A 25,915-nucleotide genomic window follows, 5' to 3' on the forward strand; every position below is an offset into this window, starting at 1 on the left:
GGCTCCTGTGCTCTATTCAGATGGTCAGGTAGCGCAGGATGCGCTCGCGGTCGACGGTTTCGCGGACTTCGCTGTGCACGAATTCGCCTTTCTCGATGATCAGATAGCGGTCAGCCACGGCCATGGCGAACGACAGCACCTGCTCGGAAACAATCAGCGAAAACCCGCGCTCCTTTTTCAGCAGATTGAGGGCCTTGGCGATGTCCTTGATGATCGAGGGCTGGATGCCTTCGGTGGGTTCATCGAGGATCAACACCTTGGGGTTGGAGACCAATGCCCGGGCGATGGCCAGCTGTTGCTGCTGGCCGCCGGAGAGGTTGCCGCCCTTGCGCCGACGCATTTCGAACAGCACCGGAAAGTATTCGTAGACGTAGTCGGGAATCGGCGCAGCGGGTGCGCCCTGCATGCCGGTGAGGATATTTTCCTCGACGCTCAGGTAGGGGAAGATCATCCGCCCCTGCGGTACGAAACCGACCCCGGCTGCGACCCGCTCATAGCTCTTGCTGCCAGTCAGTTCCTGCCCGGCCAGGGTGATGCTGCCGCTGCGGGTCGGCAGCATGCCCACCAGGCTTCTGAGCAGCGTGGTCTTGCCCATGCCGTTACGGCCCATGATCGCCAGCGACTCGCTCGGTGCAAGCTCCAGGCTAAGGTCACGCAGCACATGGCTGTCGCCGTAATACACATTGAGGTGAGAGACATTCAGCATGTTCAGTGCCCCAGGTAGACGTCGATGACGCGAGGATCGTTCTGCACCTGATCCATCGAGCCGTAGGCCAGGGTCTTGCCCTGATGCAGGACGGTGACCTTGTCGGCCACCGATTTCACGAACTCCATGTCGTGCTCGATGATGACCATTGCCCGGCCCTTGGCGATGAGCTTGAGCAGGCCGGCGGTTTTCTCCCGCTCGCCAGCGCTCATGCCAGCCACGGGCTCATCGAGCAGGAGCAGTTCCGGACGCTGCATCAACAACATGCCGATCTCCAGCCACTGCTTCTGGCCGTGAGACAACAGCCCGGCCTTGCGCCCCAGTTGGTCCTTGAGAAAGATCATCTCGGCGGTCTGTTCGATTTCGGCGCTCAGTGCTGCGTTCTTCCCGGCGAACAGGCAGTTGAAGATGCCGCGCTTGTCCGGTGAGGAAATGTCGAGGTTTTCACGCACGGTGAGGTCTTCGTACACCGACGGGTTCTGAAACTTGCGGCCCACGCCTGCGCGGGTGATCTGGTACTCGATCATGTTCGCCAGTTGCAGGTCCTTGAAGCGGATACTGCCTGCGCTCGGGCGGGTCTTGCCGCAGATCATGTCGAGCAGGGTGGTCTTGCCCGCGCCGTTGGGGCCGATCACCACATGCACCTGATTTTCCTCGACATAGAAGTTGAGGTTATCGACCGCCTTGAAGCCATCGAATGACACGGTCAGGTCTTCGACACTCAGTAACATTGCGCTCATGACTGCGCCTCCTTGTTGCTCAGGCGTTGCAACAGCCCGGCCAGGCCGGTCGGCAGGAACAGCACCACCGCCATGAACAGAAAGCCGATGAAGTATTGCCAGAAGCTGACGAAGTTCTCCGACAGGTAAGTCTTGGCTGCCCCGATCAGCAGCGTGCCGTATACCGCGCCGACCAGTGAAAGGCGACCGCCCAGCGCGGCATAGATCACTATTTCCGTGGACGGAATGATGCCCACCAGCGATGGCGAAGCCAGACCAACCTGCAGGGTGAACATCACGCCGCCCAGCGCTGAAATAAGGGCCGCCACGGCGAAGATGAACGCCTTGAACAACGCAGTGTTGTAGCCGGAAAAGCGCACCCGGTCTTCGCGGTCACGGATCGCCACGACGACCTTGCCCAGGCGGCTGCGCAGAATGAAACCGCACATTGCCACACTGGCCAGCAGTAACAGCGTGGTGATCAGGTAAAGAATCCAGGGCGTCTGAGGGGCTTGCAGGCTCATGCCGAAGGCGGTCTTGAAGTCGGTCAGACCGTTTACACCGCCGGTGTAGCCCTGCTGGCCGATGATCATGATCGACATGATCGAGGCCAGTGACAGGGTAATGATCGAGAAGTACACGCCACCGACGCGCTTCTTGAAGTAGGCATAGCTGAACAGAAACGCCAGCAGCGCAGGCAGGATCAGGATCGCTGCGAGGGTGAAGGTGGCCGATTCAAACGGTTTCCACCACCAGGGCAGGGCCTCGACGCTGTTCCAGATCATGAAGTCCGGCAGCGCCGAGCCGTAGAAAGCGGCGAGGGCGCTGGCGGCTTCGTCCGTGGCAGTGGCTTCCAGTTTCAGGTACATCGCCATCATGTAGCTGCCCAGGCCGAAGAAGATCCCCTGGCCGAGGCTGAGAATGCCGCCGTAGCCCCAGATCATCACCATGCCCACGGCGCAGAACGCCAGGCTCAGGTATTTGCCCGCCAGCCCCAGACGGAAATCGCCCAGCAGTAGCGGCAATACCACCAACAACAGCAGCGATAGCCAGATCAGGCTGTAGCGCTCGATCAGCGACAACCAGCCACCACTCAGCCAGTCTGATCGGGCCGCTTTGACCGGCGTCCCGGCCAGTGGCTTTTCAGTCATGTTGTTCATCTCAACGTCTCACTTTCGTGGCGAACAGGCCATTGGGGCGGAAAAACAGCAGCACGATGACCACCAGCAGGGTGATCGCCTTGGCCATGGAGCCGGTGGTGAGGTATTCCAGCGAGATCTGCGTCTGGCCGATGGCGAATGCCGAGAGAAAGGTGCCGAGCAGGCTTTCGACGCCGCCGAACACCACCACGATGAAGGTATCCACCAGATACTGCTGGCCACTCACCGGGCCGGTGGAGGCGAGCATGGTGAATGAACTCCCGGCAATACCCGCCAGGCCGCAGCCCAGCGCGAACGTCACCGAATCGACCCGCGCGGTGTTGATCCCGGCTGCACCGGCCATGGCGCGGTTCTGGGTCACGGCGCGAATGCGCAGGCCCCAGCGACTGCGGTAGAGGAACAGGAACACCGCAGCGGCAATCACGAAGGTCAGACCGATGATGAAAATCCGGTTGAGGGGCAGCTCCAGCCCGTCGCTGATTTTCCATGCTCCCTGCAACCACTGCACGGTGGGCACGCTGACTTCCTTGGGGCCGAAGACCTGGCGGAACAGTTGCTGCAGTACCAGCGACAGCCCCCAGGTTGCCAGCAATGTGTCCAGTGGCCGGTTGTACATGAAGCGGATAAAGCAGCGTTCCAGCAGTAGACCGAAGGCGAAGGTCACCACAAAGGCCATCCCGATGCCTATGATGAAATACCAGCCCATGAGCTCGGGGAAGTAGCGCTGAAACACCACGGAGGTGACGTAGGTCATGTATGAGCCCATCGCCATCAGTTCACCGTGGGCCATGTTGATCACGCCCATCAGGCCGAACACGATGGTCAGCCCGAGTGCCATCAGCACCAGCACGGAAAACAGCGAGAACCCGCTGAAAACTTGCATTACCAGCGTATCGAGAGTCATGCCGTCGCTACCTGTTGCTGCACATTGACGAAAGCGGGCGCGAACCAGATCGCGCCCGGCCCGGTATCAGAGTTTCGGAAACGGGTTGGGCTCGATCGGTGCGGACTCGTAGATCACGTCCACCTGACCCTGCGCGTTGAGCGTGCCGATGCGTGCGCGTTTCCACAGATGGTGGTTGTCTTTGTGCACCTTGATCTCGCCTTCCGGGGCGTCGAGGGTCAGCTCCGAAGAGGCGGCAATCACCTTGGGCACGTCGAAGCTACCGGCTTTCTCGACGGCTTTTTTCCACAGGTACACCGCGGTGTAGGCTGCTGCCATCGGGTCACCGACTACGCGTTGCTGCCCGTAGCGCGTTTTGAAGGCCTGAACGAACTTCTCGTTGACCGGGTTTTTCAGACTCTGGAAGTAGCTCATGCAGGTCAGGAAGCCGACGAGGTTTTCCGCGCCGATGCCGGTGACTTCCTCTTCAGTGATCGCAAGGCCCATCAGCGTCTGGTTACTGCTGTCGATACCGGCAGCCTTGAGCTGCTTGTAGAACGCCACGTTCGAGCCGCCGACGATGGTCGACAGCACGATGTCCGGCTTGGCCACCTTGATCTTGTTGATCACCGAGGAAAATTCGATAGCGCCCAGCGGCAGGTAGTCTTCGCCGACGATGGAGCCGCCCTGTTTGGTGACCGATGCCCGCGCCAGCTTGTTGGTAGTGCGTGGCCAGATGTAGTCGGAGCCGACCAGATAGACGCTTTTGCCCTTGTTGGCCATCAGCCAGGTGACGGCTGCCAGGGTCTGCTGCGAGGCCTCTGCGCCGGTGTAGATAATGGCCGGGGATTTTTCCAGCCCTTCATAGAAGGTCGGGTAATAGAGCAGGCCTTTGTTGCGCTCGAAGACCGGCAGCACCGCTTTGCGCGACGCCGAGGTGAACGCGCCAAAGGTGACTGCGACGTGGTCGTTTTCCAGCAGCTTGCGGGCTTTCTCGGCAAAGGTTGGCCAGTCGCTGGCACCATCTTCAACGATCGGTTCGATGGTTTTACCCATCACGCCGCCACTGGCGTTGATCTCTTCGATGGCGAGCTTTTCGGCGTCGACCACCGAGGCCTCACTGATGGCCATGGTGCCGGTCAGCGAGTGGATGATGCCGACTTTCACAGTCTCGTCCGCCTGCGCCTCACCGATCAGGGAAAACGGCAGCAGGCTGATCGTACCCAGCAACAGAGCATGCTTGATCAAACGGCGTTTGTCGTTGTGCATTCACTTTTCTCCCAGGAATAAAAAAAGCCCGACATCCCGGCCAAATCAATGGGCGGGATGTCAGGCTTCTGTGCCGAATCTGGCGGGACAAACTGTGTCCGATCCAGTCGTACGCGAGGTGTCTCCCTACTTGCCAAGGGGGCGTAGGGCAGACAGCTGGCGCGATGTCTCAGGGGGAACATAGCAAGGGCAATGCCAAGTTCCGAAACGGCTGTTTGCACGGGTTTTGAAACCGTGTGGCAGAGCATCCCTGCATTAATTGCACGAACAAACCGGCATGCGCCGCTTTGGCGCGAACGGGCCTCTTGCGCACCAAAAACGTGAGGCTACCGACGTTTTTCTGGGACATTCGCACAGCTTTTGTGGGAGCGAACTTGTTCGCGAATGCTATGTTTTGAGCGACAGACCCCCTGCGAATGTACGCCCGTTTCTGCCAGCAAATGCCTGTTACCAAGGGAACGCCCCGGCCAGCAGACACACGAGTCATCAACACCCACGCAGCACCTATGGCCCGCTCCCTGCATAAGCCTGATCAGCACCCTCGCAGGGTCTCTTGCCACACGCCCACTCTCGGCAGGTGTGGAAGGTCCCTCGCACGACTGGTCCTGACACTGCCGTCACGCCAGCCCCAGGCACAACCGCCTGAGAGCCACCGTTGAATCCACGGTTATTCGCTCAGTCTTCTTTCAGGCTCCCGGCCAGGTTCGGGCGTCTCACCTCACGTTGAACAAGGTTCATAGACATGGTTGACCCGTCGATCCGCATAGGAGGTCTGTTTTCCAATACCGGCGTTACTGCTGCCGGTGAGTGTTCAACAATGCGCGGCGCACAGTTTGCAATCCATCAGATCAACGCGGCAGGAGGCGTGAATGGCCGTCCTCTGGAACTGATTACCCGTAACCCGGATTCAACGCCTGCGTTGTTTGCCATGCACGTTGAATCGCTGATTCGTGAAGAGAATCTGCGGTTTTTCTTCGGTTGCTACACCTCGGCGGCGCGCAAGGCAGTCTTGCCCGTCGTCGAACGGTACAACGCGTTGCTGCTCTATCCGGTTTACTACGAGGGCTTCGAGTATTCGCGCAACATCATTTACACCGGTGCCACGCCGAACCATAACGCCGTGCCATTGGGCAGTTACATGTTCGACCACTTTGGCAGTCGCGTGCTGATGATCGGCTCCGAGTACGTCTACCCGTACGAAACCAATCGGCTGATGAGCGACCTGCTCTACGAGCGCGGTGGCAGCAAGCTGGGCGAGTACTACTTGCCATTGAAAAACGCCAGGCCAGAGGACTTCGCCAGGCTCATGGTCAAGGCCCGGGAGCTGAAACCGTCGTTCATCTTTTCCACCGTGGTCGGTGACACCATGGCGCACCTGTACCAAGCGTACGCCGATGCCGGTTTCGACCCTGCGGTCATGCCGATTGCCAGTGTGACCACCAGTGAAACCGATATTCAGCAGATGGGCGTTCATCTGGGCACAGGGCACATTTCGGCAGCCACTTACTTCCAGTCGATCGATACGCCGCTCAATCGCCAGTGCATCGCGCAATACCGGGAGATGTTTGGCCAGCATCAAGTGACCGATCGCTGCTGGGAAGCCGCTTATTTTCAGGTCCATCTGCTGGCCAAGGCGATAGCCCGGGCGGGCAGCACGGAGGTGGAGGATGTCTTGCAGACCATGCGCGGTCTGGAATACGACGCGCCTCAGGGACGGGTGCGTATCGATGAACACAATCACCATACCTACCTGTACTCGCGGATCGGCCGTGCCAATGCCGACGGGCAGTTCGACATCCTTTACGAAAGTCAGAAAGCGCTGAAGCCCGATCCGTATGCGGTGGCGCCTGACTTCAATGGCTGGTCCAGCCTGACCGGGAGGCGTCCATGACCCTGCGTGCCGCCAAGAAACGTTTGCGTAACGACAGCGCAGGCGGCATCAAGGACCTGCGCGACATCAGCGTGCTGGTGATGCACCCCGATGATGAAGACGGTCGCAACCTGATCGCCCAGTTGCAGCGTATTGGTTGCCAGGTACGCGTGCAGTGGCCGATCCCCGAACGGTTGCAGAGTGAGGCTGACGTGATCGTGCTGGCGGTGTCGCCGGAAAGCCTGTCGACCAATACGCCCTGGCTGCTGCACAGCTCGACGCCGCCGATCATTCCGGTGATCGCCTATGAAAACCCGATCATTGTCGAGGCGCTGGTGCAGCTCAATGCCTGTTCGGTGATTCCCTCGCCGGTCAGGTCTTTCGGCCTGTTGACGGCGCTGGCCATCACTCTTAGCCAGGCACGCAAAACACGGGAACGGGAAAAACACGTCAAGCGCCTGGAAGGGCGCATGGCGGTGATGCGTACCGTGCAGCAGGCAAAAATCATCCTGATGGAAACCAAGGGTATGTCTGAAATAGACGCTTACAACGCGCTGCGGGATCAGGCGATGGCCAAGCGTGAGCCCGTGGAGAAAATCGCCGAGGCGCTGGTCAAGGCCCACGAACTGTTTCAACAAGCCTGTTCCTGACAGGCTGCAGACTCGCTTCGAGTGTCGGGCCTCATCGGTCTGATCCTCTTCTGCGCGGACGCTTGCCATACGCCCTGAACCGGCAGGTATGGAACACCGCGTGGCGACCGGCATGGACAACGGCGTCCTCCGGATCGAGCCCATGCCTGCGCATCCTGCGCAGGCGGCTCCAGTCAGTGTCTGCCCGATCCCGGGCGGCCCTTACCGTTATCTGGAGAACACCATGTCCGTAAAACGCCCCGACAAAGCCGACTTTCTGATTGCCGCCCAGGATCACGGGTACGACCTGTCAGACAGCCAGATGGCATCGTTCCTGAGTCTTGCTGACGAAACCCTGGGCTCCTACGAAGCCATTGATGAGCTGTACGCCGCTCACGTTGCGCAGCCCACGCCGCTGCGCGAGCACAGCAAACCGACAGAGGCCGAAAACCTGCATGGCGCCTGGTACGTGAAGACGCACATAGCCGGTGCGGCGAGCGGCCCGTTGGCGGGTAGAACGGTGGTCATCAAGGACAACGTATCAGTGGCCGGCGTACCGATGGCCAACGGCTCGCTGAGCCTTGATGGTTACGTGCCGTCCGAAGATGCCACGGTGGTCAAACGCTTGTTGGCCGCAGGCGCGACGGTGGTCGGCAAATCAGTCTGTGAAGACTTGTGTTTCTCCGGAGCCAGTTTTACCTCGGCTACCGGTGCGGTAAAAAACCCGTGGGACCTGACTCACAACGCAGGCGGCTCCTCCAGCGGCAGCGCCGTGCTGGTCGCCTTGCAGGAAGTGGACATGGCCATCGGCGGCGACCAGGGCGGGTCGATCCGCATGCCGTCGGCCTGGAGCGGCATCGTCGGGCACAAGCCGACCTACAGCCTTGTGCCTTATACCGGGGCTTTTCCGATCGAGCGGACCATCGACCATGTCGGTCCGATGGCCAATAACGTGCGCGACTGCGCGGTGATGCTCGACGTAATCGCCGGGGCTGACGGGCTTGATTCAAGGCAGAAAAACCCGCCGGCGGTCAGTTGTGTCGCGACCCTCGATCAGGGCGTTGCCGGCTTGAAAATCGGCCTGCTGCGCGAAGGTTTTGCGATTCCCGGCATGTCCGAACCGCAAGTAGACGCCCTGGTTCGCGCCGCAGTGGCACAGTTGGAAAGCCTTGGTGCGACGGTCGGAGAGGCAAGCGTTCCGTGGCACCGCGGTGTGGCGCTGGACATGTGGAATGTCATCGCCACCGATGGTGCGGCGTATCAGATGCTGCAAGGCAACGGCTATGGCATGAATGTCGACGGCTATTACGACCCCGACATCATGAGCTACTTCGGTACCAGGCGTCGTGAGCATGCCAACGCATTGTCCAGCAGCGTGCGTGCCGTGGCACTTACCGGGCATTACAGCCTGAAAAACCTGCACGGTGCCTACTACGCCAAGGCGCGGATGCTGGTGCCGGAACTCACCCGTCAATACGACGAAGCATTCAAGAATTTTGATGTGCTGGTGTTGCCGACCATGCCGTTTGTAGCCACCACGCTGACCGCCGCCGATGCGCCGATTGAAGAGTACGTGCACAGCGCCCTGAACATGCTCGCCAATACCGCGCCGTTCGACCTGACCGGCCACCCGGCCACGTCAATCCCGGCAGGCCTGGCCGAGGGCCTGCCGGTCGCCATGATGATTGTCGCACCGCGCTTCAAGGATGCTTTGGCGTTGCGTGTCGCGCAGGCTTATGAAACCGCCCGCGGAGCGTTTCCCACGCCGCCGGGTGTTTGAGTTCAGAGACTGATCGAGGGGCATACTCGCTCCATGCGAGCGGGTGTACCCCTTCATTCCTCAAGGCTTCCATACCTCCACATCCTGCGCATCCACCGCCTTGGGCAGCAGTCCCGCTGCCAAGAAGGCATCGGCGATATGCTGTTGTTCGTCCAGTTGATCGTGCGTGACTGGCTGGATCTGATAAGTCCGATGGCTGTTGGCGATTTCGACCGTTTCGATATCCAGATTGCCCCATAAAGGGCTCAGCACCTGGGCGGCTTCGCGCGGGTTGGCTTTGAGCCAGATGCCAGCGCTGTGCAACTGCTCGTAAACCACGCTGAGCACTTGCGGATGAGCCTTGGCGTAACCAGTGCCGGTCAGGTAATAGCGTTTGTAGCTGGACAGCCCCTTGCCGTCAGCCAGGGTGCGCGTTGGCAGTTGCCGTTGTGCGCTGGTCAGGAAGGGCTCCCACGTGACCCAAGCGTCCACCTTGTTGTTTTCGAAGGCCGCTCGGCCGTCGGCGGGCGACAGGTAGGCGGGCTGGATATCCGAAAATGCCAGACCGGCCTTTTTCAACGCAGCAATCAGCAGGTAGTGGGAACCCGCCGCCTTGGTAACAGCGACCTTTTTGCCTTTCAGGTCTGACAACTGCTGCACGGGCGAGCCTTTATGCACGATGATTGCCTGCGCGGAAGGCGAGGCCGCTTCCTGGGCAAAGTAGGTCAGCCTGGCCTGTGCTGCCTGAGCGAAGATCGGTACGGTGTCCGCCACATCCGCGCTGATATCGACGTTGCCGACGTTCAGCGCCTCCAGCAGCGGCAGACCACTCGGAAACTCATGCCAGGTGACGGTGACGTCCTGTGGCGCAAGGGCTTTTTCCAGCGTGCCGCGTGTTTTCAGCAGGGTGATCAGCGTGGAAGACTTCTGGTAACCGATCCGCAACGTTTGCTGTGCCTCGACGGGGAGGGCGATGCATAACGCCAACGCCGCGAGCAGACCTGCCAGCAGCGGACGGCGGTAGCCAGGTTGTGTGTTTTTTATCGGTTTGGGCATGGCACGCTCGGTATTTGAGGGTGACGCTGAGTGTCAGGAGTTGTATTTCCACGCAGCGTAATGGGTGTGATCTGTGTCAGTAGCCGCGCTGGCGATCAGCCTGATTCTGCAAGGCCTGCCCTTTGAGAAAACGCTCAAGGTTGGCCAGAAAACTGTCGGCTATTTCGTTACGGCTGTTGCTGGAGATCGCCGAGGTGTGCGGTGACAGGCGCACGCGAGGATGTGAGTACAGTGGATGCCCATCCGGCAGGGGCTCGGGTTCGGTGACGTCCAGCGAGGCCAGGCCGATGTTTCCATTATCCAGCGCATTGAGCAGCGCTTCATGGTCAAGCAGGCCGCCACGGGCGATGTTGATCAAGTGCAGGCCGGGTTTGGCACTGTTCAGCACCTCGGCGTTAACGATGTGCCGCGTCGCCGGTGTCAACGGCGCGGCCAGCACCAGATGGTCTGCGCGCGCGAACAGGTCATGAATGTCACGTGCAGCCTCGACACCGTCAACCTCGAACGGAGCCGAACTTTGCCGCAATGCGATCACGTTGATACCCAGCGCCTGGGCCTTGCTGGCCAGGCTGCGACCGATGGCACCAAAGCCTAGAATCCCGAGCGTGGTGCCCTTGAGCGGCGTCAGGGCGGTGAAGTTCCATTGCGAGTCATGCACCCAGATATCCGGCAGATGCTTGGCTGCGGCAAAAATGGCGGCCAGCGAGAACTCTGCGATGTTTTCTGCCGCGCTGCCCCGCGAGGTGCTCACCGGCGGCCCGTTGAACAGCCAGCCTGGGTAGAAGTCGATACCCGAAGACACCACCTGAATCCACTTCAGGCCATAGGGCCAGCCCGGAGGCGGCGAGGCCGGGGCTTCATAACCACGCACGTTGATAGGGCGCGCCAGCAGAATGCTGACCTCGCCGGGCAAGTCGCTCGGCACTCCGGCAGGTACGCCGATGAGCCTGGCTTCAGGGTGGGTCACTGCAAGCCGCTCGCGAATCACCTGATTGAAATCATCATCCAGCTGGCTGGCAATCACGAGTCGAGTCATGCCAACGCCTCGTCAGATTGATGGGCGACAGCCTTCGCATGACGATTGACCGGCACCTCAAGGCCGAGGTTTTCACGTAGCGTATTGCCGCTGTATTCGGTGCGAAACAGTCCGCGTCGTTGCAGCACCGGCACCACCCATTCGGTGAAGTACTGCAGGCCGTCGGGCAGGACGCTATTGATGATGAAACCGTCGGCTGCGCCTGCTTCGAACCACGTTTGTATCGCGTCGGCGACCTGTTCCGGTGTGCCGACAAAGTCACGGCGGGGCAGGGAGAAGCGCAGGGCGACTTCACGCAGGCTCAGGCCTTCGTCTTTGGCCAGTTGCTTGATCCGGTCCGAACCGCCTTTCTGGCTGTTGGAGCCCAGATCGCCCAGTTCCGGGAAGGGTTCGTCCAGTGGGTACTGGCTGAAATCGTGATCATTGAAGGGGCGACCAAGGGCGACGATTGCGTCTTCGATCGTCACCAACTCCACGGCCTGGCGATAGCGGCTCTCCACCTCAGCTTCATCGCGCCCGACAATCGGGCGAATGCCCGGCAGAATCGACAGCGCGTGAGGGTCGCGACCAAAGCCGCCAGCCCTTTGTTTCAGGTCCTGATAATAGGCGCGCGCTTCATCGAAACTCTCGGCGTGGACGAAGATCGCGTCGGAGTTTTGAGCGGCGAAGTTACGCCCGGCCTCGGAGGTGCCTGCCTGAAAAATCACCGGCTGACCCTGCTTCGATCGGGCGATGTTGAGCGGGCCTTTCACCGAGAAGAATTCGCCCTTGTGGTTCAGCGCGTGCAGTTTGCCAGGCGTGAAAAATTCGCCTTTCTGCTTGTCGTACGAGAAGGCGTCGTCTTCCCAGGAATCCCACAGACCTTTGACCACCTCGATATGCTCTTTGGCGATACGGTAGCGTACGGCGTGCGGTGGGTGTTCGCCCTTGCTGAAGTTGTCAGCGGTGCCACTGAGCCAGGAAGTCACCACATTCCAGCCAGCCCGACCGCCACTGATGTGGTCCAGCGAAGCAAACTGGCGAGCTACCTGAAAGGGTTCGGTGTAGCTGACCGTCACCGTTGCCACCAGACCGATATGCCGGGTGGTGGCTGCGAGTGCGGAGAGAATGGTCAACGGTTCGAAACGATTCAGGTAATGCGGACTGGATTTTTCGTGAATGTGCAGGCTGTCGGCGATGAACACGAAATCGAAGCGGGCCGCTTCGGCCAACTGGGTCTGCTGCTGATAAAAGCCGAAATTCACACTGGCGTTGGCCAGCGCCTGCGGGTGACGCCATTCGCCCCAGCCATGGCCGACCCCGTGGACCATTGCGCCAAGTTTAAGGTGTCGTTGTCTGCTCATGGTTTTGCTCCGGACGGTTCAGAAAGGTGGATGCACCTCCGCCTGGAGAAAGGGGTCGGTATAGGATGACAATATGCCTATAAAAACCCGCAGTGAAATTCTATTTTGTTATATGTTAATTATTAAATTAAATAATTATTAAGTATTTAAATATGCATAAATTGAATTTTGCTCGCTGTTTCATGAGTCAGCCCCGAGGGTTGGCAGCCAATCGCCAAGCAACGGTAGTTTCGTCAGCATGTTCTTCAGCGCCAGAGCATCCCATGGCAAATGCTCGGCAATGCCAAGGCCGACCACGTCCACTGCGCTGGCTATGTCTGTCAGCAAGCTCCGATCGTCACCTTAGGGGTAACTGCATGCATAAGGTTGTGCGCTATCGTAAAGGACGATATCGCCAGCGCCTTGCCGAGACTCCCTGTCTTGCTGCAATCGCCGGTGATGTAGAGGAAGGCTGGATGCGGGTGAAGGTAACGCTACTCTGATCCCTGACATTCAGTCTGCCGTCAAACGGCGCTTCGTTCAAAGACTGGCCGGTGACCAGGCCATACGTCGGTTATCAGACGTTGATCCAGAGCAAGACCCCTGTGCTGGCAGCGTTTCAAGGTGGTGAAAATAGTTTATATACCTGTGATCCAGCCGTTATATCCCTACGTATGCAGCGCTCTGCTTACCCAAGCCTTCTAGAACAGGAGTTCCATGGACCCGCGCCTTGCTGGGCTTTCTTTCTTACTCACCTTGGGATGGACGGGGGCCGTGATTCTCGTCATCTGGTTTTATGCTTGATGACGCAACGGTTTTCAGCAGAGGAAGGAAGTTGTGTACGAAGCGGTCCTTGCCGGTGATCGGGAGGGCCTGACCGTGTGTGTTTTGATAGTGGCTAGATAATAGCTAGCTGACAGCGCTAAAGCTAATCTGACTGAAGCCGATGTTTATGTAACGGCTCATTGCCGAGTGACTTCGATAGTTCCACCTGGCTCTGACGGCCTTGAAGTTTGCGCTATGGAAGGCATTGAGAAAGACGATTAACCGGCTTGATCAGCAGGCACCATAGTCAGTCCGCGCCTCATGTTTGAAGCGTTTGACCGGGCCCGCACAGACCGGCGCTTTATAACAATACTTCCATAGATGCTGACTCGCAGAGTATTTTACATGTCGACCACAATTGAAAGCACTCCCAGGGACCGGGCCGAGCTAGAGATGGACCTGCACTCGCTGATGGCGGCCATTGACCGTTCGCAGGCGATGATCGAGTTTGATCTTGAAGGCAATATCCTGCGGGCCAATACCAATTTTCTGGATTGCGTCGGGTATCGCCTGGACGAAGTCCAGGGTCGGCATCACCGCATGTTCTGCACCCCGGAACACGCTTCCAGCGTTGAGTATGCGACGTTTTGGGAAAAACTGGGCAAAGGTGCCTTTGACGAAGGGCAGTACAAGCGCCTGGGCAAGAACGGTCGCGAGATCTGGTTGCAGGCAACCTACAACCCGGTTTTCGACGAACAGGGCAACCCGTTCAAGGTCGTAAAATTCGCCACCGACGTCACGCAGCAACGCAAGACCAACGCCGAGTACGAAGGTAAGGTCGCAGCGATCGATCGTTCGCAGGGCATCATCGAGTTCGACCTGAACGGCCGCGTGCTCAACGCCAACGAAAACTTTCTCAAGGTGCTGGGCTATCGTCTGGATGAGATACAGGGCCAGCATCACCGCATGTTCTGTGAAGACGACTACCTGAACAGCCCGGCCTATCGTGCTTTCTGGGCCAAGCTCGAGCGTGGCGAGTATGACTCCGGCGAGTACAAACGAATCGGCAAGAACGGTCGAGAGCTATGGATCAGCGCCACTTACAACCCGATTTTTGACCCTGATGGTCGTCCTTACAAAGTGGTGAAGTTCGCCAACGACGTCACCGAGAGCCGCGTCCGTCAGGCCGAGTCCGCCGGCAAGGTGACGGCGATCGAGCGTTCTCAGGCGGTTATCGAATTCGATCTGACCGGCAAGGTGCTGCATGCCAACCGCAACTTCCTTGCGGTATTCGGCTACGACCTTGAGGAAATTGTCGGCGAACACCACCGGATGTTCTGCTCTGAGGAGTTTGTCAGCAGTCTGGAGTATCGCGAGCTCTGGGAAAAACTGGGGCGTGGCGAATACGACGCCAATGAGTACAAACGCAAGCGTAAGGATGGCAAGGAAATCTGGATTCAGGCGACCTACAACCCGATCCTCGACGCGCAGGGCAAACCCTACAAGATCGTCAAGTTCGCGCTCGACGTGACAGTTGCCAAGGAAACCAGCGTCGAGCACCACGGCAAGGTGAATGCAATCGACCGCGCCCAGGCCGTCATCGAGTTTGACATGGCCGGCAACATTATTACCGCCAACGCCAACTTCCTCAAAGCGCTGGGCTATGGCCTGCAGGAGATCAAGGGCCAGCATCACCGTATTTTCTGTGATGAGGAATATGTGCGTGGCACTGAATACCGGGAGTTCTGGCACGGGCTGGGGCAGGGCGAGTTCTATTCCGGACGCTTCATGCGCGTCAGCAAGTACGGGCAGAAAATCTGGATTCAGGCGACTTACAGCCCGATTTTAGACCATGACGGGCTGCCGTTCAAAGTGGTGAAATTCGCCACTGACATTACCCGTCAGGTCGAGATGGAGCAGGCGATAGAAGCCAAGACCCGCGCCATGGGCGAGTCGGTTAAAGCATTGATGAACGCCATTTCCTACGTGGCACAAAGCACCCAGACGGCCACCGATCTGGCCAGAATGACGCGTGAGCAGGCCAGTACCGGTTCGCAGACTCTGGTCAAGGCGTCCGATGCGATGGGCATGATCGCCAAGTCGGCCGAGGGCATTCAGGACATCATCCAGGTGATCAGCGAGATCGCCAGTCAGACCAACATGCTGGCCTTCAACGCCGCTATCGAGGCGGCCAGGGCTGGCGAGCACGGTCTGGGCTTCTCGGTGGTGGCCGATGAAGTGCGCAAGCTGGCCGAGAAGTCCTCGCGTGCGACCAAGGAAATCAACAAGCTGATCCTCGAAACAGTCAGCCGGATCGAGTCGGGCAACGAGATTTCGCGCAGTGCCGGCGAAGCCTTCGAACACATCGTGGAAGGCGTGATGCAGACCACTCAGGCAATCGACGGGATCAACACGGCGACAGAGAAGCAACGTCTGTCGGCGCAGGAAGTCGAGACACTGATCGTCGAGCTGCATAAAGCCAACCTGACCGGCTACACCCAGACTCTGGACAAGGTATCCATCGGACAACCTGCATGAGCAGCCTGAATGCCTATGGCGTCGTGCAGATCAATGGCGTTTATCTGGCGGTGGTTGCCGAAGCGCTGATGGAGGCCGTGCACTGGCCTACCGACCTGTACCCCCATCCGCTGACTCGCGGTGCGTTGCGCGGGGTGTTTACCTTGCGCGGCAAACCGGTGCCTTTGGTGGACCTGCGGGGCCAGTTGGCGGAGGGCGGCGATACATCGTTGCCCACGCCGCTGGTCGCTATTCTCAAGTACGGCGGTGGCTACCTGGGGCTGGCGATTGATGCGGTCTGCGACATTCTCAAGGCCCGCGACTCTCAATTCAGCCCCTTGGGCCCTGGCGGCACCAGTGTCGGGTTGCTGCCATCACTGCTGCTGGGCGCAGAAGAATCGCGGATGATCTACAAGCTCGACCTGGGTTTTCTGAGTAGCTTGCCAGGCGTACTGTTTGCTGCTGATCCGAGCGCGCAGGTGCTCAAGGAAGAAGCGCTCGCGGCCAAGAATCGTTTGCTGCATTACCTGGTGTTCGAGTGTGACGGTCGCAACTTCTGTATCGATGCGAGCGTCGTGACCGAACTGGTGGATAATCCTGAAATTTCGGCTTCGGACTTTGCCAGTGAGTGCTGCTTTGGCGTTACGTCGGTGCGTGGCACCAAGGTCCCGGCGCTCAATCTGTCCGAAGTCCTTGGTCTGGACCATAAACGCCAGACCTCCAAGCCGCAGTTGTTGCTATTGACGGCTCCGGACGGTCGGGTATGCGGGTTTGGTTACGACCGCATGGTCGCCATCCAGCGTCAGGACCCGGGCAGCCTTCTGGCGGCACCGGGTTACGGCCTGCCGCATCCTGAACTGCTGGCCGGGGTCATGAACCTGGAGGAGGGGCAACAGGCATTGTTGCTGGATCATCCAATGCTGTTGCAGCGCCCGGAAGTCAAAAGCTACACCCAGGTTTATCAGCACGACGTCAAACCTGCACAAGCCTCGCACGATGTGACCAAGGCGATGTTGCGCCATGCCTGTCTGCTGTTTGACGCACCGACCCGCTTCGTCGCGCCGTTGAGTCAGATCGTCGAGATCATGAGCGTGCCGCAACAGCTGATCGGTTTGTCGCAACCGGCGACGCACCTGCTAGGGCAATTCAATCTGCGTGGCGAGCAAGTGCCGCTGATCTGCCTGAGCAGCCTGCTGGGCGAGGGGGCGCAAACCCCGGGTGAAGCGTCCCGTGTCCTGATCGTGCGTGGCGAGCGCCTGTGCTTCGGTTTTGCCGTGAGCCGGGTCGATGCGATCGACGCGTTCAATCAGTTCGACCCGGCCATGCTCGAGCAGGGCTGGCAGGCCAATACCGGCAAGGGGATCTCGGTCAATGACCGAGTGCGCTCGCTGGTCAGCGTCGGCAGTCAGGAACGCAGTTGGCGCGCAACCCTGCTCGATTTGCAGGGGCTGGCCAGGCAACTGGAGTGCAATGTCGCCGAACGAGTGGCAGCGCGCTAATCAATCGGAACCGAATGCTTCGCGCGTGGCCTTATTTTGAGTGTCCACGAGCGGAGAGAATGACCATGACTGACCAGAAAGACGAGAAAAAGCAGGAACCGGCAAACGATGTGCCTGCGCACTCGACGCCAGAAGAAAAGGAACGCCTGAAGGACTTCAACAAAGGTGGTATTCCGCCGGGGGCCTGTTGATCAGTCAACAGGACAATGCACATGACGCCCGGTCTGTTTTAGATCGGGCGTTATGGTTTCAAAGGCCTGTTCGGGCTCTGTATTGACTCACGCGTCGCGCAGCAGGCCGTTGGCGTTGAGTAGTTCATAGGCGATCTGCGGGCGTGCCTCAAGTGCACTGCGGATTGCGCTTGCAACCGACTTGCGCGTCTTGCGGCACAGGCCGGTCTTTTTCTGCACGACGATGCTGATGCCGCGCATGGTGCGTACTTCGTTGAAGCCCGGTGCGATTTCGACGCGCACACCCAGTTGCTCGAAAATCTTGCGCTGCATGTGCTCCAGATCCTTCAGGCTTTCGACACGGCTCAGGCGCTCAAGCAGCGTGTTTTCCGCATCACGGGTCAGCTTGAGGATGCGCAGGTCGGCGTCTTCCGCATCCAGCCGTTCGCGCTCGCAGTCGCAAGCGCCGGGCGGGCAGGGGTTACGGATTTTGACAGGAGCGTTCATGGGTGCAGCATAGCGATTGACGGGGGCGTCTGACCATCCCCCGGAACTGCTGCGTGCAACTGCGGCGATGCGGCAACAGTTCCCTGGTTTCAGATCAGTTCGGCCACTTCATCTCGCCCTTGATGACCTTGGCACTCAGTTCCAGCGAGCTCGGTTCGGCCAGTTGTGGCCAGGCATTCTGCATGGCATCGATCAGGCCCTTGGAATCCTTGGCTTTAGCCGCTTGTTGTTCAAAGGACTTCAGATAGTCGGCGGTGAACGTCACAGCCTTGGTGCCCGCTGGAACCTCGTTCAGATAATGGCCCGGAATAACCGTGACCGGCTTCAGCGCCTCAATGCCCTTGAGGGTCGCGAGCCAGTCCTGACGCGATTTCGGGCTTTGGGTATCAGCAATCCAGACATGAATGCCGCTGGACACCACGACGCCGCCGACCACCGCCTTGAGCGATGGAATCCATACGTAGCTGCGCTCGGGGGCCGGGCCGTTCAGGCCTTTGATCTGTAATGGCTGACCCTCAAGGGTAAGATGGTCACCCTTGAGCACCTCTGGCAGGACCAGTCTGGCCGGAGCATTGTCCTTGAGAATCGGTCCCCAGTAGGCAAGCTTGCCCTGCATCGACGCCTTGATCGCTTTCACGGTAGGAGCGCTGGCAACGATCTTCGCATCCGGGAAAGCAGCTTTGATGACGTCCAGCCCGAAGTAGTAATCCGGGTCGCTGTGGCTGATGTACACGGTAGTGAGTTTCTTGCCGCTGGCCTTGATCTTCTCTACCAGCGCCTGAGCATCGTTACGCTGAAACTGCGCATCGATCAGCACCGCATCATGCTTGCCGGTGATCAGTTCGGATGACACCGGGAAGATGGCTTTTTCGGCCGGATTGTAGACCTCGATCGCCAGTGGATCAGCGGCCTGGGCTGCAAGCGGGAATAGCACCGCGAACGATAGAGCAAGCAGGGAATTGCGTAGCATGGGGTACGACCTTTTTATAGAGCAAGACTGAGGTCGTTATCTTATGTTGCTTAAAATGAAACAAAAGCCTCAATATTGGCAACTATTGATTGCTTATATCGGATGAATCATGGATCGGATCATGGCGGCGCGGGTGTTCATGGCCATCAACGAACGCGGCAGCCTCATTGCTGCCGCTGAGGCGCTGGACATGTCACGGGCGATGGTGACCCGTTATCTGGCGCAGATGGAAACTTGGGCGGGAGCGCGCTTGCTGCACCGCACCACGCGCAAGCTGGGGCTCACTGCGCCCGGACAGGTGACGTTGCTGCGTTGCCAGCGGCTTGTCGAGCTGGCTGACGCAGTGCCGCTGGCAGCCGATACGCAAGTCGATGAGCCGCGTGGCATGCTGCGTATTGCCTGTTCGCAGTCACTGGCACTGGCGGTTCTGGCGCCAGCGGTGACGGCTTACCTGCAACGCTACCCCGGCACCTCGGTGGATCTGCTGATTGGCAACGAGGCCGTGGACCTGGTCAGCGAGCGCATCGATCTGGCAATCCGCATCACCAATCAGCTGGACCCCAATGTGATTGCCCGTCCATTGGGGCATTGCGATTCGGTTGTTTGTGCCTCTCCAGCCTACCTCGCCATGCACGGCACTCCCTCCAGTCCGCAAGAACTGGCTGCACACAACTGCCTGACCTATTCGTACTTCGGCAAGAGCCTGTGGGAGTTCACCCGGCAGCAGTTGCCGCTCAGCGTTCCGGTGGGCGGCAACCTCAGCGCCAACGATTCAGTGGTGTTGCTGGAGGCCGCAGTGGCTGGCGCGGGGATCACCTTGCAACCGGTGCATTCGGCAGCGCCGCTGATTGCAAGTGGCAAGCTGATCGCGGTGCTGCCCGACCACCAGCCAAGGGCGTTGGGCATCCACGCGATCTACACCTCGCGGCATCACCAGTCGGCCACCTTGCGCACCATGCTGGATTTTCTGACTGAATGGTTTGAGAGGAGCGGCGCAGAGCCTTGAGGTTGGATCACCTGCTGCGCAAAGGACGCAGAGCGTCCAGAACGGCATGCCCACGCGGAGCATGGGCACGATAGGGGACACACAGACACCTATCGTTTCTCACGCTGCGAGTGTGCAGTATCAGGTCTTGAACTTGCGCACCAGGCCGTCGAGTTCGCTGGACAGTAGTTCCAGACTTCTGGAATCCGCACGGGCGGAGTCCGAGAGGTCGGCGATCAACTGGGCGTCGCCATGGATCTGGCTGATGTGACGGTTGATGTCTTCGGCCACCTGATGCTGCTCTTCGGCGGCGGTTGCAATCTGGGTGTTCATGTCGCGAATCACATCAACTGACTCACGGATCTGCCCGAAGCTGCTGCGTGCCTGCCCGATCTTGGTCACCGATTGCTGCGACACGTCGAGGCTGGCGTGCATCTGTTGCGCCACCGAAGCGGTGCGTTTGGCCAGATTGCCCAGCAGGTTGTCGATTTCGGCGGTCGAGTCCGAGGTACGTTTGGCCAGCGCGCGGACTTCGTCGGCTACCACGGCAAAGCCGCGACCCTGCTCGCCTGCGCGAGCTGCTTCGATGGCCGCGTTGAGGGCCAGCAGGTTGGTCTGCTCGGCAATCGAACGGATGGTGTTGAGGATCGACTGAATGCCTGCGCTGTCCTTTTCCAGTTGCGTCATATCCTTGGCCGAGCGGGTGAGTTCCTCGCTGAGCTGGTCGACACTGCGCACCGCATCGTCGATCTGTCGCTGACCTTCACGCGCCTGCTGCTGACCGCTGTCGGCCGAATCGGCGGCCTGGCTGCAGGAACGAGCGACTTCGTTGGAGGTGGCGACCATTTCATGGAAGGCCGTGGAGACCATGTCCACCGCCTCGCGCTGACGTCCAGCGGCTTCGGCCATGTCGTTGGAGACACGGGTGGAGCTGTGTGAGGCTTCAAGAATCTTCCCGGCAGCCTGGCCGATGTGCTGGATCAGGTTGCGAATCGCGGTAAGGAACTTGTTGAACCAGCCTGCCAGTTGCGCAGTTTCATCCTTGCCGCGCACGGCGAGGTTCTGGGTCAGGTCGCCTTCGCCGCCAGCAATGCCTTCCAGGCCGCTCGACACGCTGTGGATCGGACGCACGATGACGCTGGCAAAGCTGGCACCGACAATCGCAAAGACCACCGCCAATACCGCAGCGATAACGCCGATCAGCCAGGTCAGGCGGGTGGCCGAGGCCATCACTTCGTCCTGTTTGATCAGACCGATGAAGTTCCAGCCCAGTTGCTCGGACGGGTACACGTTGGCCATGTAGCGTTCGCCGTTGAGTGTTACCTCGACCAGACCACTGGCGGTTTTGGCCAGCTCGGTGAAACCGTCGCCCAGTTCACCCAGTTTCTTGAAGTTGTGTTCCGGCTGCTTGGGATCGACCAGCACGGTGCCGCTCTTTTCCATCAGCATCAGGTAGCCGCTGTCACCCAGCTTGATCTGCTTGACGATGTTGGTCAGCTGCTTGAGTGATACGTCGATGTTGACCACGCCGCCAGGGTTGCCCAGTTTATTGGGGATCGCCCGAATGGTGCTGACCAGCACCGCGTCATCGTTGGCCCAGTAATAGGCGTCGCTGCGCACGGTTTTGCCAGCATTGGCCATTGCGGTCTTGTACCACGGGCGAACACGTGGGTCGTAGTTGCTCATTTTCGGGTCTTCCGGCGTCATGATGTAGCTGCCGTTGATCAACCCGTAAGAGACGTAGGAGTAGGCCGGATGGGCCTTGGCGATACTGGCGAACAGCTCGGTCGCCTGCCTGTCATTCTCGGACTGCGGGGGAGGTGTTGCGCCCATGTAGTTGCGGAAATCATCGCTCGCCCCGGCGATCAGCGGGTGCGCCGCGATGTAATTGACGTTCTGCGTAATGCCGTCGAAAAACAGTTGCATGGCATTGTCGACCTGGCGAATCTCGCGTGCGCTGCTGTCCACGAAATCACTGGTCGCCTTGTCACGCAGATTCACGATCACGATGGCGGCGACGACTAATATGGGCAAACACGCAATGACTGCGAACGCCCACGTCAATTTCTGTTTGATATTCATTTGAGCTCCGGGGGGCGCGTTACTGCCGCAAGTGTCGGGTGCTGCATGGGTGCAGTCTGCGACCCCAGGCGTTGAGCCGAGGGTCGCTCTTATGGTCTACCAAATGTCCAACGGCTTTATGCCAGCATTCTTTAGGCGGCTTGGCGGTAACAGACACTTGTTGTCGTTCATGAGCACGAAACGGCCTTTATTCACTGAAGCAGTAACCCGTTGTTCATGAGAGGCGCCCTCCAAACTCGGTCATGGCATCCAGCATCGCTTCCTTGAAGTAAGCCAGTGAAGCCCGATCAAAGAGAATCTGAAAACAGGGTTCGCTCTGCGCGCCAACATTGATCACGATCACATTGATTCGCGCTGCCGAGGTCTGCGCCACCGAGCCGACTGCGAATGCTGACGGACGCAGGTCCACGCCGCACAATTTAGCCATCACCTCGGGGATGCACGGGCCGCTCAGTTGCAGCCACGCATGGCTGTCTTCGCGAGGCAGCAGGTAGTTGGCGTTATGGTCCAGTTCCCAACGGGCTTCCTCGTCGGCTATGCGCTGGCCTTTATCAAGCGGGCTGCCGAGCAGCAGGTATTCGGTCTGCGAAAGACGTGCAACATGGCTGCCGTCGGCCTGAGTAACCGCGCGGTTCGGCGTGTCGGGCAGACTGAAACCACGTGCTGTCAGGTATTCGGCGCTTTGCGTACCGCGAAACCCCACGCGCGGCAGATCGGTCAGGTCTTGCAGTGTGCACAGTGAGGGCGCGCCAGCTCTGACCGGGCGGTCCTGGATAAGGCTAGTCATGGTTCAGAGCTCCTGGCGCTGGTTTTCAGGATCGAAGAAGGGCATTTTCACGACGGTCGCCTGAACCACCACACCGTCTTCGACGCGAATCGGGATCTGCTGGCCGGGTGTGCTTTGGTCGAACGCGGCATAAGCCATGCCGATAATCATGCCGAGGGTTGACGAGTATTCGCAGGAGGTCACGTTGCCACTGATGTCCGGACCTTTGAGCACCAGATGACCTTCAAGCGGCAGCGGACTGGCCTTGGGCAGGGTGAAGCCCACCAGCTTGCGTTTCTGTGGCTGGGCTTCGAGGATATCCACTGAGCGGCGGCCGACAAAGAACGGCTTGCTCCGGCTGACCGCCCAGCCCATGTCGATTTCGGCTGGATGGGTCATGCCATCGGTGTCCTGGCTGATGATGACGTGGCCTTTTTCCAGACGTAACAGACGCTGCGTTTCGACGCCGAACGGACGCATATCAAACGCCTTGCCAGCCTCGGTCAGCGCGTCCCACAGTGTCAGGGCATGCCGGGCCGGAACGTGGATTTCGTAGCCCAGTTCGCCGACGAAACCGACTCGCAACAGCCGCGCCTTGATGCCGGCAACAGTGCCCAGGCGCACGCCCAGATAGGGGAAACCTGCTGCGGACAGATCAAGGTCGGTACACACTTGCTCCAGTACCTTGCGTGAATCCGGGCCCGCCACGTTGACCGCAGCAATGGCCGCTGTGACGTTGGTGATGTCCACATTCAGACGCCACTGGGCATTCCACTTGAGCATCTGTTGGTAGATGCGATCCACACCGCTGGTGGTGGCGGTGACGTAGAAGTGCTGGTCGGCAAAGCGTGCACAAACGCCGTCGTCAATGACCACGCCGTGCTCGTTGGTCATCAGCGCATAGCGTGAACGCCCGACCGGCTGCTTGAGGAACGCAAAGGTGTACATGCGGTTGAGCAGCTCGGCGGCATCGGGTCCGCGCACGTCCAGGCCACCGAGTGTCGACACATCGATAATCCCGACCTTGTTGCGCACATGCAGTGCTTCTTGCTGCATGCAGGTATCGCGTTGCGATGGCTTGCCATAGAACGCTGGACGCTGCCAGATCCCGGCCGGCATCATCTTCGCGCCTGCCTGCACATGCCGTTGGTGCATGGGCGTCTGGCGGTAGGGGTCGAAGGCCCGTCCAGCGACGTGCGCCAGTTTCTCTGCCTCGAAGGGCGGCCGGGCAGTGGTCACACCGGTTTCGCTGATGCTGCGCTGGGTAGACGCGGCCACCAGTCGTGCGGTTGGCAACGCTGAGTGACGACCCTGCGACGGCCCCATCCCGACAGTGGAATAACGCTTTACCAACTGAATGTCGCGATAGCCAATGCGGGTGGCATTGACGATATCGCGCACCTGCAAGTCTTCGTCGAAATCGACAAAATCCTTGCCTTCGGGATGCGGAAAAATCGGCCAGGCGAAGTTGACCTGCGCTTCGCTGCGCAGTGCGGCCGGTTTGTCGGTCGATTCCAGGCCTAGCGCCGAGAGCACCCCGGCGGCGGCATTCGCCGCATCGGTCAGCACGTTATCCAGCGCGTGATAACCGTTGACCGAACCGGCGATGCCCAGGTTCTGCGGCAGGCTGCTGATCGCGAACTCGGCCTGCCGATCGTCATAGGCCAGCTTGCCGCCCGCCTGACACAGCAACTGGTAGGCCGGCATGTAGCCGCCGGACATGCACAGCAGGTCGCACTCGACACTCAAACCCTTGTTGGCCACCTGACCCTGGCCGGTGATCTTGCGCAGCTCGGCCCCGCTTACGTGACGCATGCCTTTCTCGTGCAGCGCTTCATACACGGTGGTGCTCATGTGGCAGACGATGCCGCGTTGCTCCAGCGCAACCTGCAATCCCCGATCCGACGGATTGGCGCGCATGTCGGCGACCGCGACCACTTCGACACCCTGATCGTGCAAATCCAGTGCAGCGAGGTAACCGTCATCATTGCCGGTCAGCACCACCGCGCGCTTGCCGGGCTTGACTGCGTACAGCCTGATCAGACGCTGCACGGCGCTGGTCAGCATCACACCGGGCAAATCATTGTTGCGAAAAATAACCGGCTGGTCGAACGAGCCACTGCACACCAGGCATTGCGTAGCGCGCACCTTGTACAGACGCTTGCCCTGAATCACTGGCAGATAGTTGTCGGTAAACCAGGCATTGCAAGTGGCCTGTGTGAGGACCTGAATATTGGCGTGCGCCTGCACGGCGTCGACCAGTTCGCGCCGCAGTTGCCCGGCACGCTGACCGTCGATATCGAAGCGCGCGTAAGTCAGCGAACCTCCGAGTATCGGCTGCTGTTCGATCAACAGCACCCTGGCTCCGGCGTTGGCTGCGGTCAGAGCCGCCTGTAACCCGGCAGGTCCTGCACCGATTACCGCCAGATCTGTGAACAGGTAGGCCTTGTCGTAGTATTCAGGCTGAAAGTCCAGATCCAGCACGCCGAGGCCCGCTTTCTTGCGAATGATCGGCTCCCAGACTTTCCACATGCCTTTGGGCTTGTAGAACGAGCGGTAGTAGAAACCCACCGGCATGAACTTCGAGAACTTGCCCAGCCAGGCATCCCTATCGTGGTCCAGCGAGCCGCTGAAATTCTGTCCGGTTGCCTGCAAGCCATCCTGCAAGACAAAAGTGTCGGCCAGCACGTTAGGCTCGTGTGGCAACTGGATCAGGCTGTTGGCGTCCTGTCCGGCCATGCTCAGCGGTCCGCGCGGGCGATGGTATTTGAACGAGCGCGAGAGCAGAAAGCGACCATTGGCCAGCAGTGCGCTGGCAATGCTGTCGCCTTGCAGGCCCTGATACGTTTTGCCATCGAAGCTGAAGGTGAGCGGCTGGTTGCGATCGATCAGCAGGCCCATGGGCTCGGGCAAGCGGGCTGGGGTGGTCATCCTGCGATCTCCTTGGATGGGAGGGGAGCGAAGTCGATACGTGCGGTAAATATTTCCCGCGGGTCGAAGGTGCGAATGATCTCGTCGCTGCCGGTATGACGTTCGGCCAGAAACCAGTAGCTGGACGGGTTATGCATCCACCACTCGCGCACCACGCCCAGGGTGTCCTCACTGTTGAACACGTAATCGGCCCATTGCGCATCGCTGCAGGTTTGCGGGTCAGGCATGTGCTTGAATTCGCCGCCGTAGGTGAATTCGCTGATGTTGCGCGGCCCGTTGAGCGGGCAGGTCATGATTTTCATGTGTCGCTCTCC

General features: G+C 59.5%; 20 protein-coding genes and 5 pseudogenes. 8 read left to right on the forward strand and 17 right to left on the reverse strand.

The features are described 5' to 3' along the window. Positions 1 to 16 precede the first annotated feature (16 nt). The 5 genes from urtE to urtA form a co-directional block, all read right to left on the reverse strand. Positions 17 to 706 carry an urea ABC transporter ATP-binding subunit UrtE gene (gene urtE, locus RYA97_RS25875; RefSeq protein WP_005746864.1) on the reverse strand — a complete coding sequence of 230 codons (690 nt, stop codon included), beginning with the start codon at positions 704 to 706 and terminating at the stop codon, positions 17 to 19. 2 nt (positions 707 to 708) lie between these two features. Further along, positions 709 to 1,446: an urea ABC transporter ATP-binding protein UrtD gene (gene urtD / locus RYA97_RS25880; protein ID WP_016981335.1), complete on the reverse strand. Its 738-nt coding sequence runs from the start codon at positions 1,444 to 1,446 to the stop codon at positions 709 to 711. Next, entirely contained in the window at positions 1,443 to 2,585 is a 1,143-nt protein-coding gene (gene urtC / locus RYA97_RS25885; RefSeq protein WP_005779754.1) for an urea ABC transporter permease subunit UrtC, read from the reverse strand. Before urtC ends, urtD begins: the two co-directional genes overlap by 4 nt. A gap of 1 nt (position 2,586) precedes the next feature. Next, the gene (gene urtB / locus RYA97_RS25890) at positions 2,587 to 3,489 is read right to left on the reverse strand and encodes an urea ABC transporter permease subunit UrtB (protein ID WP_005746860.1); all 903 of its coding nucleotides are present in this window, start codon (positions 3,487 to 3,489) and stop codon (positions 2,587 to 2,589) included. 66 nt (positions 3,490 to 3,555) lie between these two features. Then, positions 3,556 to 4,737: an urea ABC transporter substrate-binding protein gene (gene urtA, locus RYA97_RS25895; protein ID WP_005746859.1), complete on the reverse strand. Its 1,182-nt coding sequence runs from the start codon at positions 4,735 to 4,737 to the stop codon at positions 3,556 to 3,558. Between the two features lie 742 nt (positions 4,738 to 5,479). On the opposite strand from urtA, the gene RYA97_RS25900 reads away from it, so the two are divergent. From RYA97_RS25900 to RYA97_RS25910, 3 genes are all read left to right on the forward strand, one after another. After that, the gene (locus RYA97_RS25900; RefSeq protein ID WP_005746857.1) at positions 5,480 to 6,628 is read left to right on the forward strand and encodes a transporter substrate-binding domain-containing protein; all 1,149 of its coding nucleotides are present in this window, start codon (positions 5,480 to 5,482) and stop codon (positions 6,626 to 6,628) included. Beyond that, positions 6,625 to 7,257, forward strand: coding sequence for an ANTAR domain-containing response regulator (locus RYA97_RS25905; protein WP_005746856.1), 633 nt, complete (start codon positions 6,625 to 6,627; stop codon positions 7,255 to 7,257). The genes RYA97_RS25900 and RYA97_RS25905 overlap by 4 nt, the downstream gene beginning before the upstream one ends. An 88-nt stretch (positions 7,258 to 7,345) precedes the next feature. Beyond that, entirely contained in the window at positions 7,346 to 9,016 is a 1,671-nt protein-coding gene (locus RYA97_RS25910) for an amidase (RefSeq protein ID WP_005779752.1), read from the forward strand. Between the two features lie 60 nt (positions 9,017 to 9,076). On the opposite strand, the gene RYA97_RS25915 is transcribed toward RYA97_RS25910, so the two are convergent. The 5 genes and pseudogenes from RYA97_RS25915 to RYA97_RS25935 all read right to left on the reverse strand — a co-directional run. Then, positions 9,077 to 10,051 (reverse strand): aliphatic sulfonate ABC transporter substrate-binding protein, encoded by a 975-nt coding sequence (locus tag RYA97_RS25915; RefSeq protein ID WP_005746854.1) that lies wholly within the window; start codon positions 10,049 to 10,051, stop codon positions 9,077 to 9,079. Between the two features lie 76 nt (positions 10,052 to 10,127). Further along, complete coding sequence (locus tag RYA97_RS25920) at positions 10,128 to 11,087, reverse strand: D-isomer specific 2-hydroxyacid dehydrogenase family protein (protein WP_005746853.1); 960 nt, start codon at positions 11,085 to 11,087, stop codon at positions 10,128 to 10,130. Continuing rightward, positions 11,084 to 12,430 carry an LLM class flavin-dependent oxidoreductase gene (locus RYA97_RS25925; RefSeq protein ID WP_029240935.1) on the reverse strand — a complete coding sequence of 449 codons (1,347 nt, stop codon included), beginning with the start codon at positions 12,428 to 12,430 and terminating at the stop codon, positions 11,084 to 11,086. The genes RYA97_RS25920 and RYA97_RS25925 overlap by 4 nt, the downstream gene beginning before the upstream one ends. A 180-nt stretch (positions 12,431 to 12,610) precedes the next feature. Beyond that, positions 12,611 to 12,757: pseudogene (locus RYA97_RS25930) on the reverse strand (arginase family protein); the annotation flags it as partial. A gap of 18 nt (positions 12,758 to 12,775) precedes the next feature. Beyond that, positions 12,776 to 12,971 (reverse strand): annotated as a pseudogene (locus RYA97_RS25935) (AraC family transcriptional regulator); the annotation flags it as partial. A gap of 674 nt (positions 12,972 to 13,645) precedes the next feature. Here RYA97_RS25935 and RYA97_RS25940 point away from each other — a divergent pair. The 4 genes and pseudogenes from RYA97_RS25940 to RYA97_RS25950 all read left to right on the forward strand — a co-directional run. After that, a pseudogene (locus tag RYA97_RS25940) lies at positions 13,646 to 15,085 on the forward strand (PAS domain-containing protein); the annotation flags it as partial. Between the two features lie 159 nt (positions 15,086 to 15,244). Next, positions 15,245 to 15,712, forward strand: a pseudogene (locus RYA97_RS26680) (methyl-accepting chemotaxis protein); the annotation flags it as partial. Beyond that, entirely contained in the window at positions 15,709 to 17,190 is a 1,482-nt protein-coding gene (locus tag RYA97_RS25945; RefSeq protein ID WP_057413524.1) for a chemotaxis protein CheW, read from the forward strand. The pseudogene RYA97_RS26680 and the gene RYA97_RS25945, both read left to right, overlap by 4 nt. Before the next feature lie 65 nt (positions 17,191 to 17,255). Next, positions 17,256 to 17,381, forward strand: a complete 126-nt coding sequence (locus RYA97_RS25950; RefSeq protein ID WP_080900487.1) for a hypothetical protein — start codon at positions 17,256 to 17,258, stop codon at positions 17,379 to 17,381. Between the two features lie 87 nt (positions 17,382 to 17,468). Here RYA97_RS25950 and RYA97_RS25955 read toward each other — a convergent pair whose 3' ends face one another. Further along, positions 17,469 to 17,867, reverse strand: coding sequence for a hypothetical protein (locus RYA97_RS25955; protein ID WP_016981340.1), 399 nt, complete (start codon positions 17,865 to 17,867; stop codon positions 17,469 to 17,471). Positions 17,868 to 17,961: 94 nt separating this feature from the next. After that, positions 17,962 to 18,837 carry an MBL fold metallo-hydrolase gene (locus tag RYA97_RS25960; RefSeq protein ID WP_316893343.1) on the reverse strand — a complete coding sequence of 292 codons (876 nt, stop codon included), beginning with the start codon at positions 18,835 to 18,837 and terminating at the stop codon, positions 17,962 to 17,964. 109 nt (positions 18,838 to 18,946) lie between these two features. Here RYA97_RS25960 and RYA97_RS25965 point away from each other — a divergent pair, with 109 nt between their 5' ends. Further along, positions 18,947 to 19,843, forward strand: coding sequence for a LysR family transcriptional regulator (locus RYA97_RS25965; RefSeq protein WP_002553902.1), 897 nt, complete (start codon positions 18,947 to 18,949; stop codon positions 19,841 to 19,843). 120 nt (positions 19,844 to 19,963) lie between these two features. On the opposite strand, the gene RYA97_RS26685 is transcribed toward RYA97_RS25965, so the two are convergent. From RYA97_RS26685 to RYA97_RS25985, 5 genes and pseudogenes are all read right to left on the reverse strand, one after another. Continuing rightward, entirely contained in the window at positions 19,964 to 20,731 is a 768-nt protein-coding gene (locus RYA97_RS26685; RefSeq protein ID WP_371875232.1) for a methyl-accepting chemotaxis protein, read from the reverse strand. 90 nt (positions 20,732 to 20,821) lie between these two features. Continuing rightward, positions 20,822 to 21,904: pseudogene (locus RYA97_RS26690) on the reverse strand (cache domain-containing protein); the annotation flags it as partial. A gap of 214 nt (positions 21,905 to 22,118) precedes the next feature. Then, a complete protein-coding gene (locus tag RYA97_RS25975) occupies positions 22,119 to 22,691 on the reverse strand; it encodes a sarcosine oxidase subunit gamma (RefSeq protein WP_005746842.1) in 573 nt (190 codons plus the stop codon). A gap of 3 nt (positions 22,692 to 22,694) precedes the next feature. Next, positions 22,695 to 25,601 carry a 2Fe-2S iron-sulfur cluster-binding protein gene (locus RYA97_RS25980; protein WP_016981342.1) on the reverse strand — a complete coding sequence of 969 codons (2,907 nt, stop codon included), beginning with the start codon at positions 25,599 to 25,601 and terminating at the stop codon, positions 22,695 to 22,697. Beyond that, positions 25,598 to 25,903: a sarcosine oxidase subunit delta gene (locus RYA97_RS25985; RefSeq protein ID WP_002553898.1), complete on the reverse strand. Its 306-nt coding sequence runs from the start codon at positions 25,901 to 25,903 to the stop codon at positions 25,598 to 25,600. The genes RYA97_RS25980 and RYA97_RS25985 overlap by 4 nt, the downstream gene beginning before the upstream one ends. Positions 25,904 to 25,915: the final 12 nt, after the last annotated feature.

The sequence above is a fragment of the Pseudomonas syringae group sp. 26L6 genome, assembly GCF_032587815.1.
GTDB lineage: Bacteria > Pseudomonadota > Gammaproteobacteria > Pseudomonadales > Pseudomonadaceae > Aquipseudomonas > Aquipseudomonas amygdali.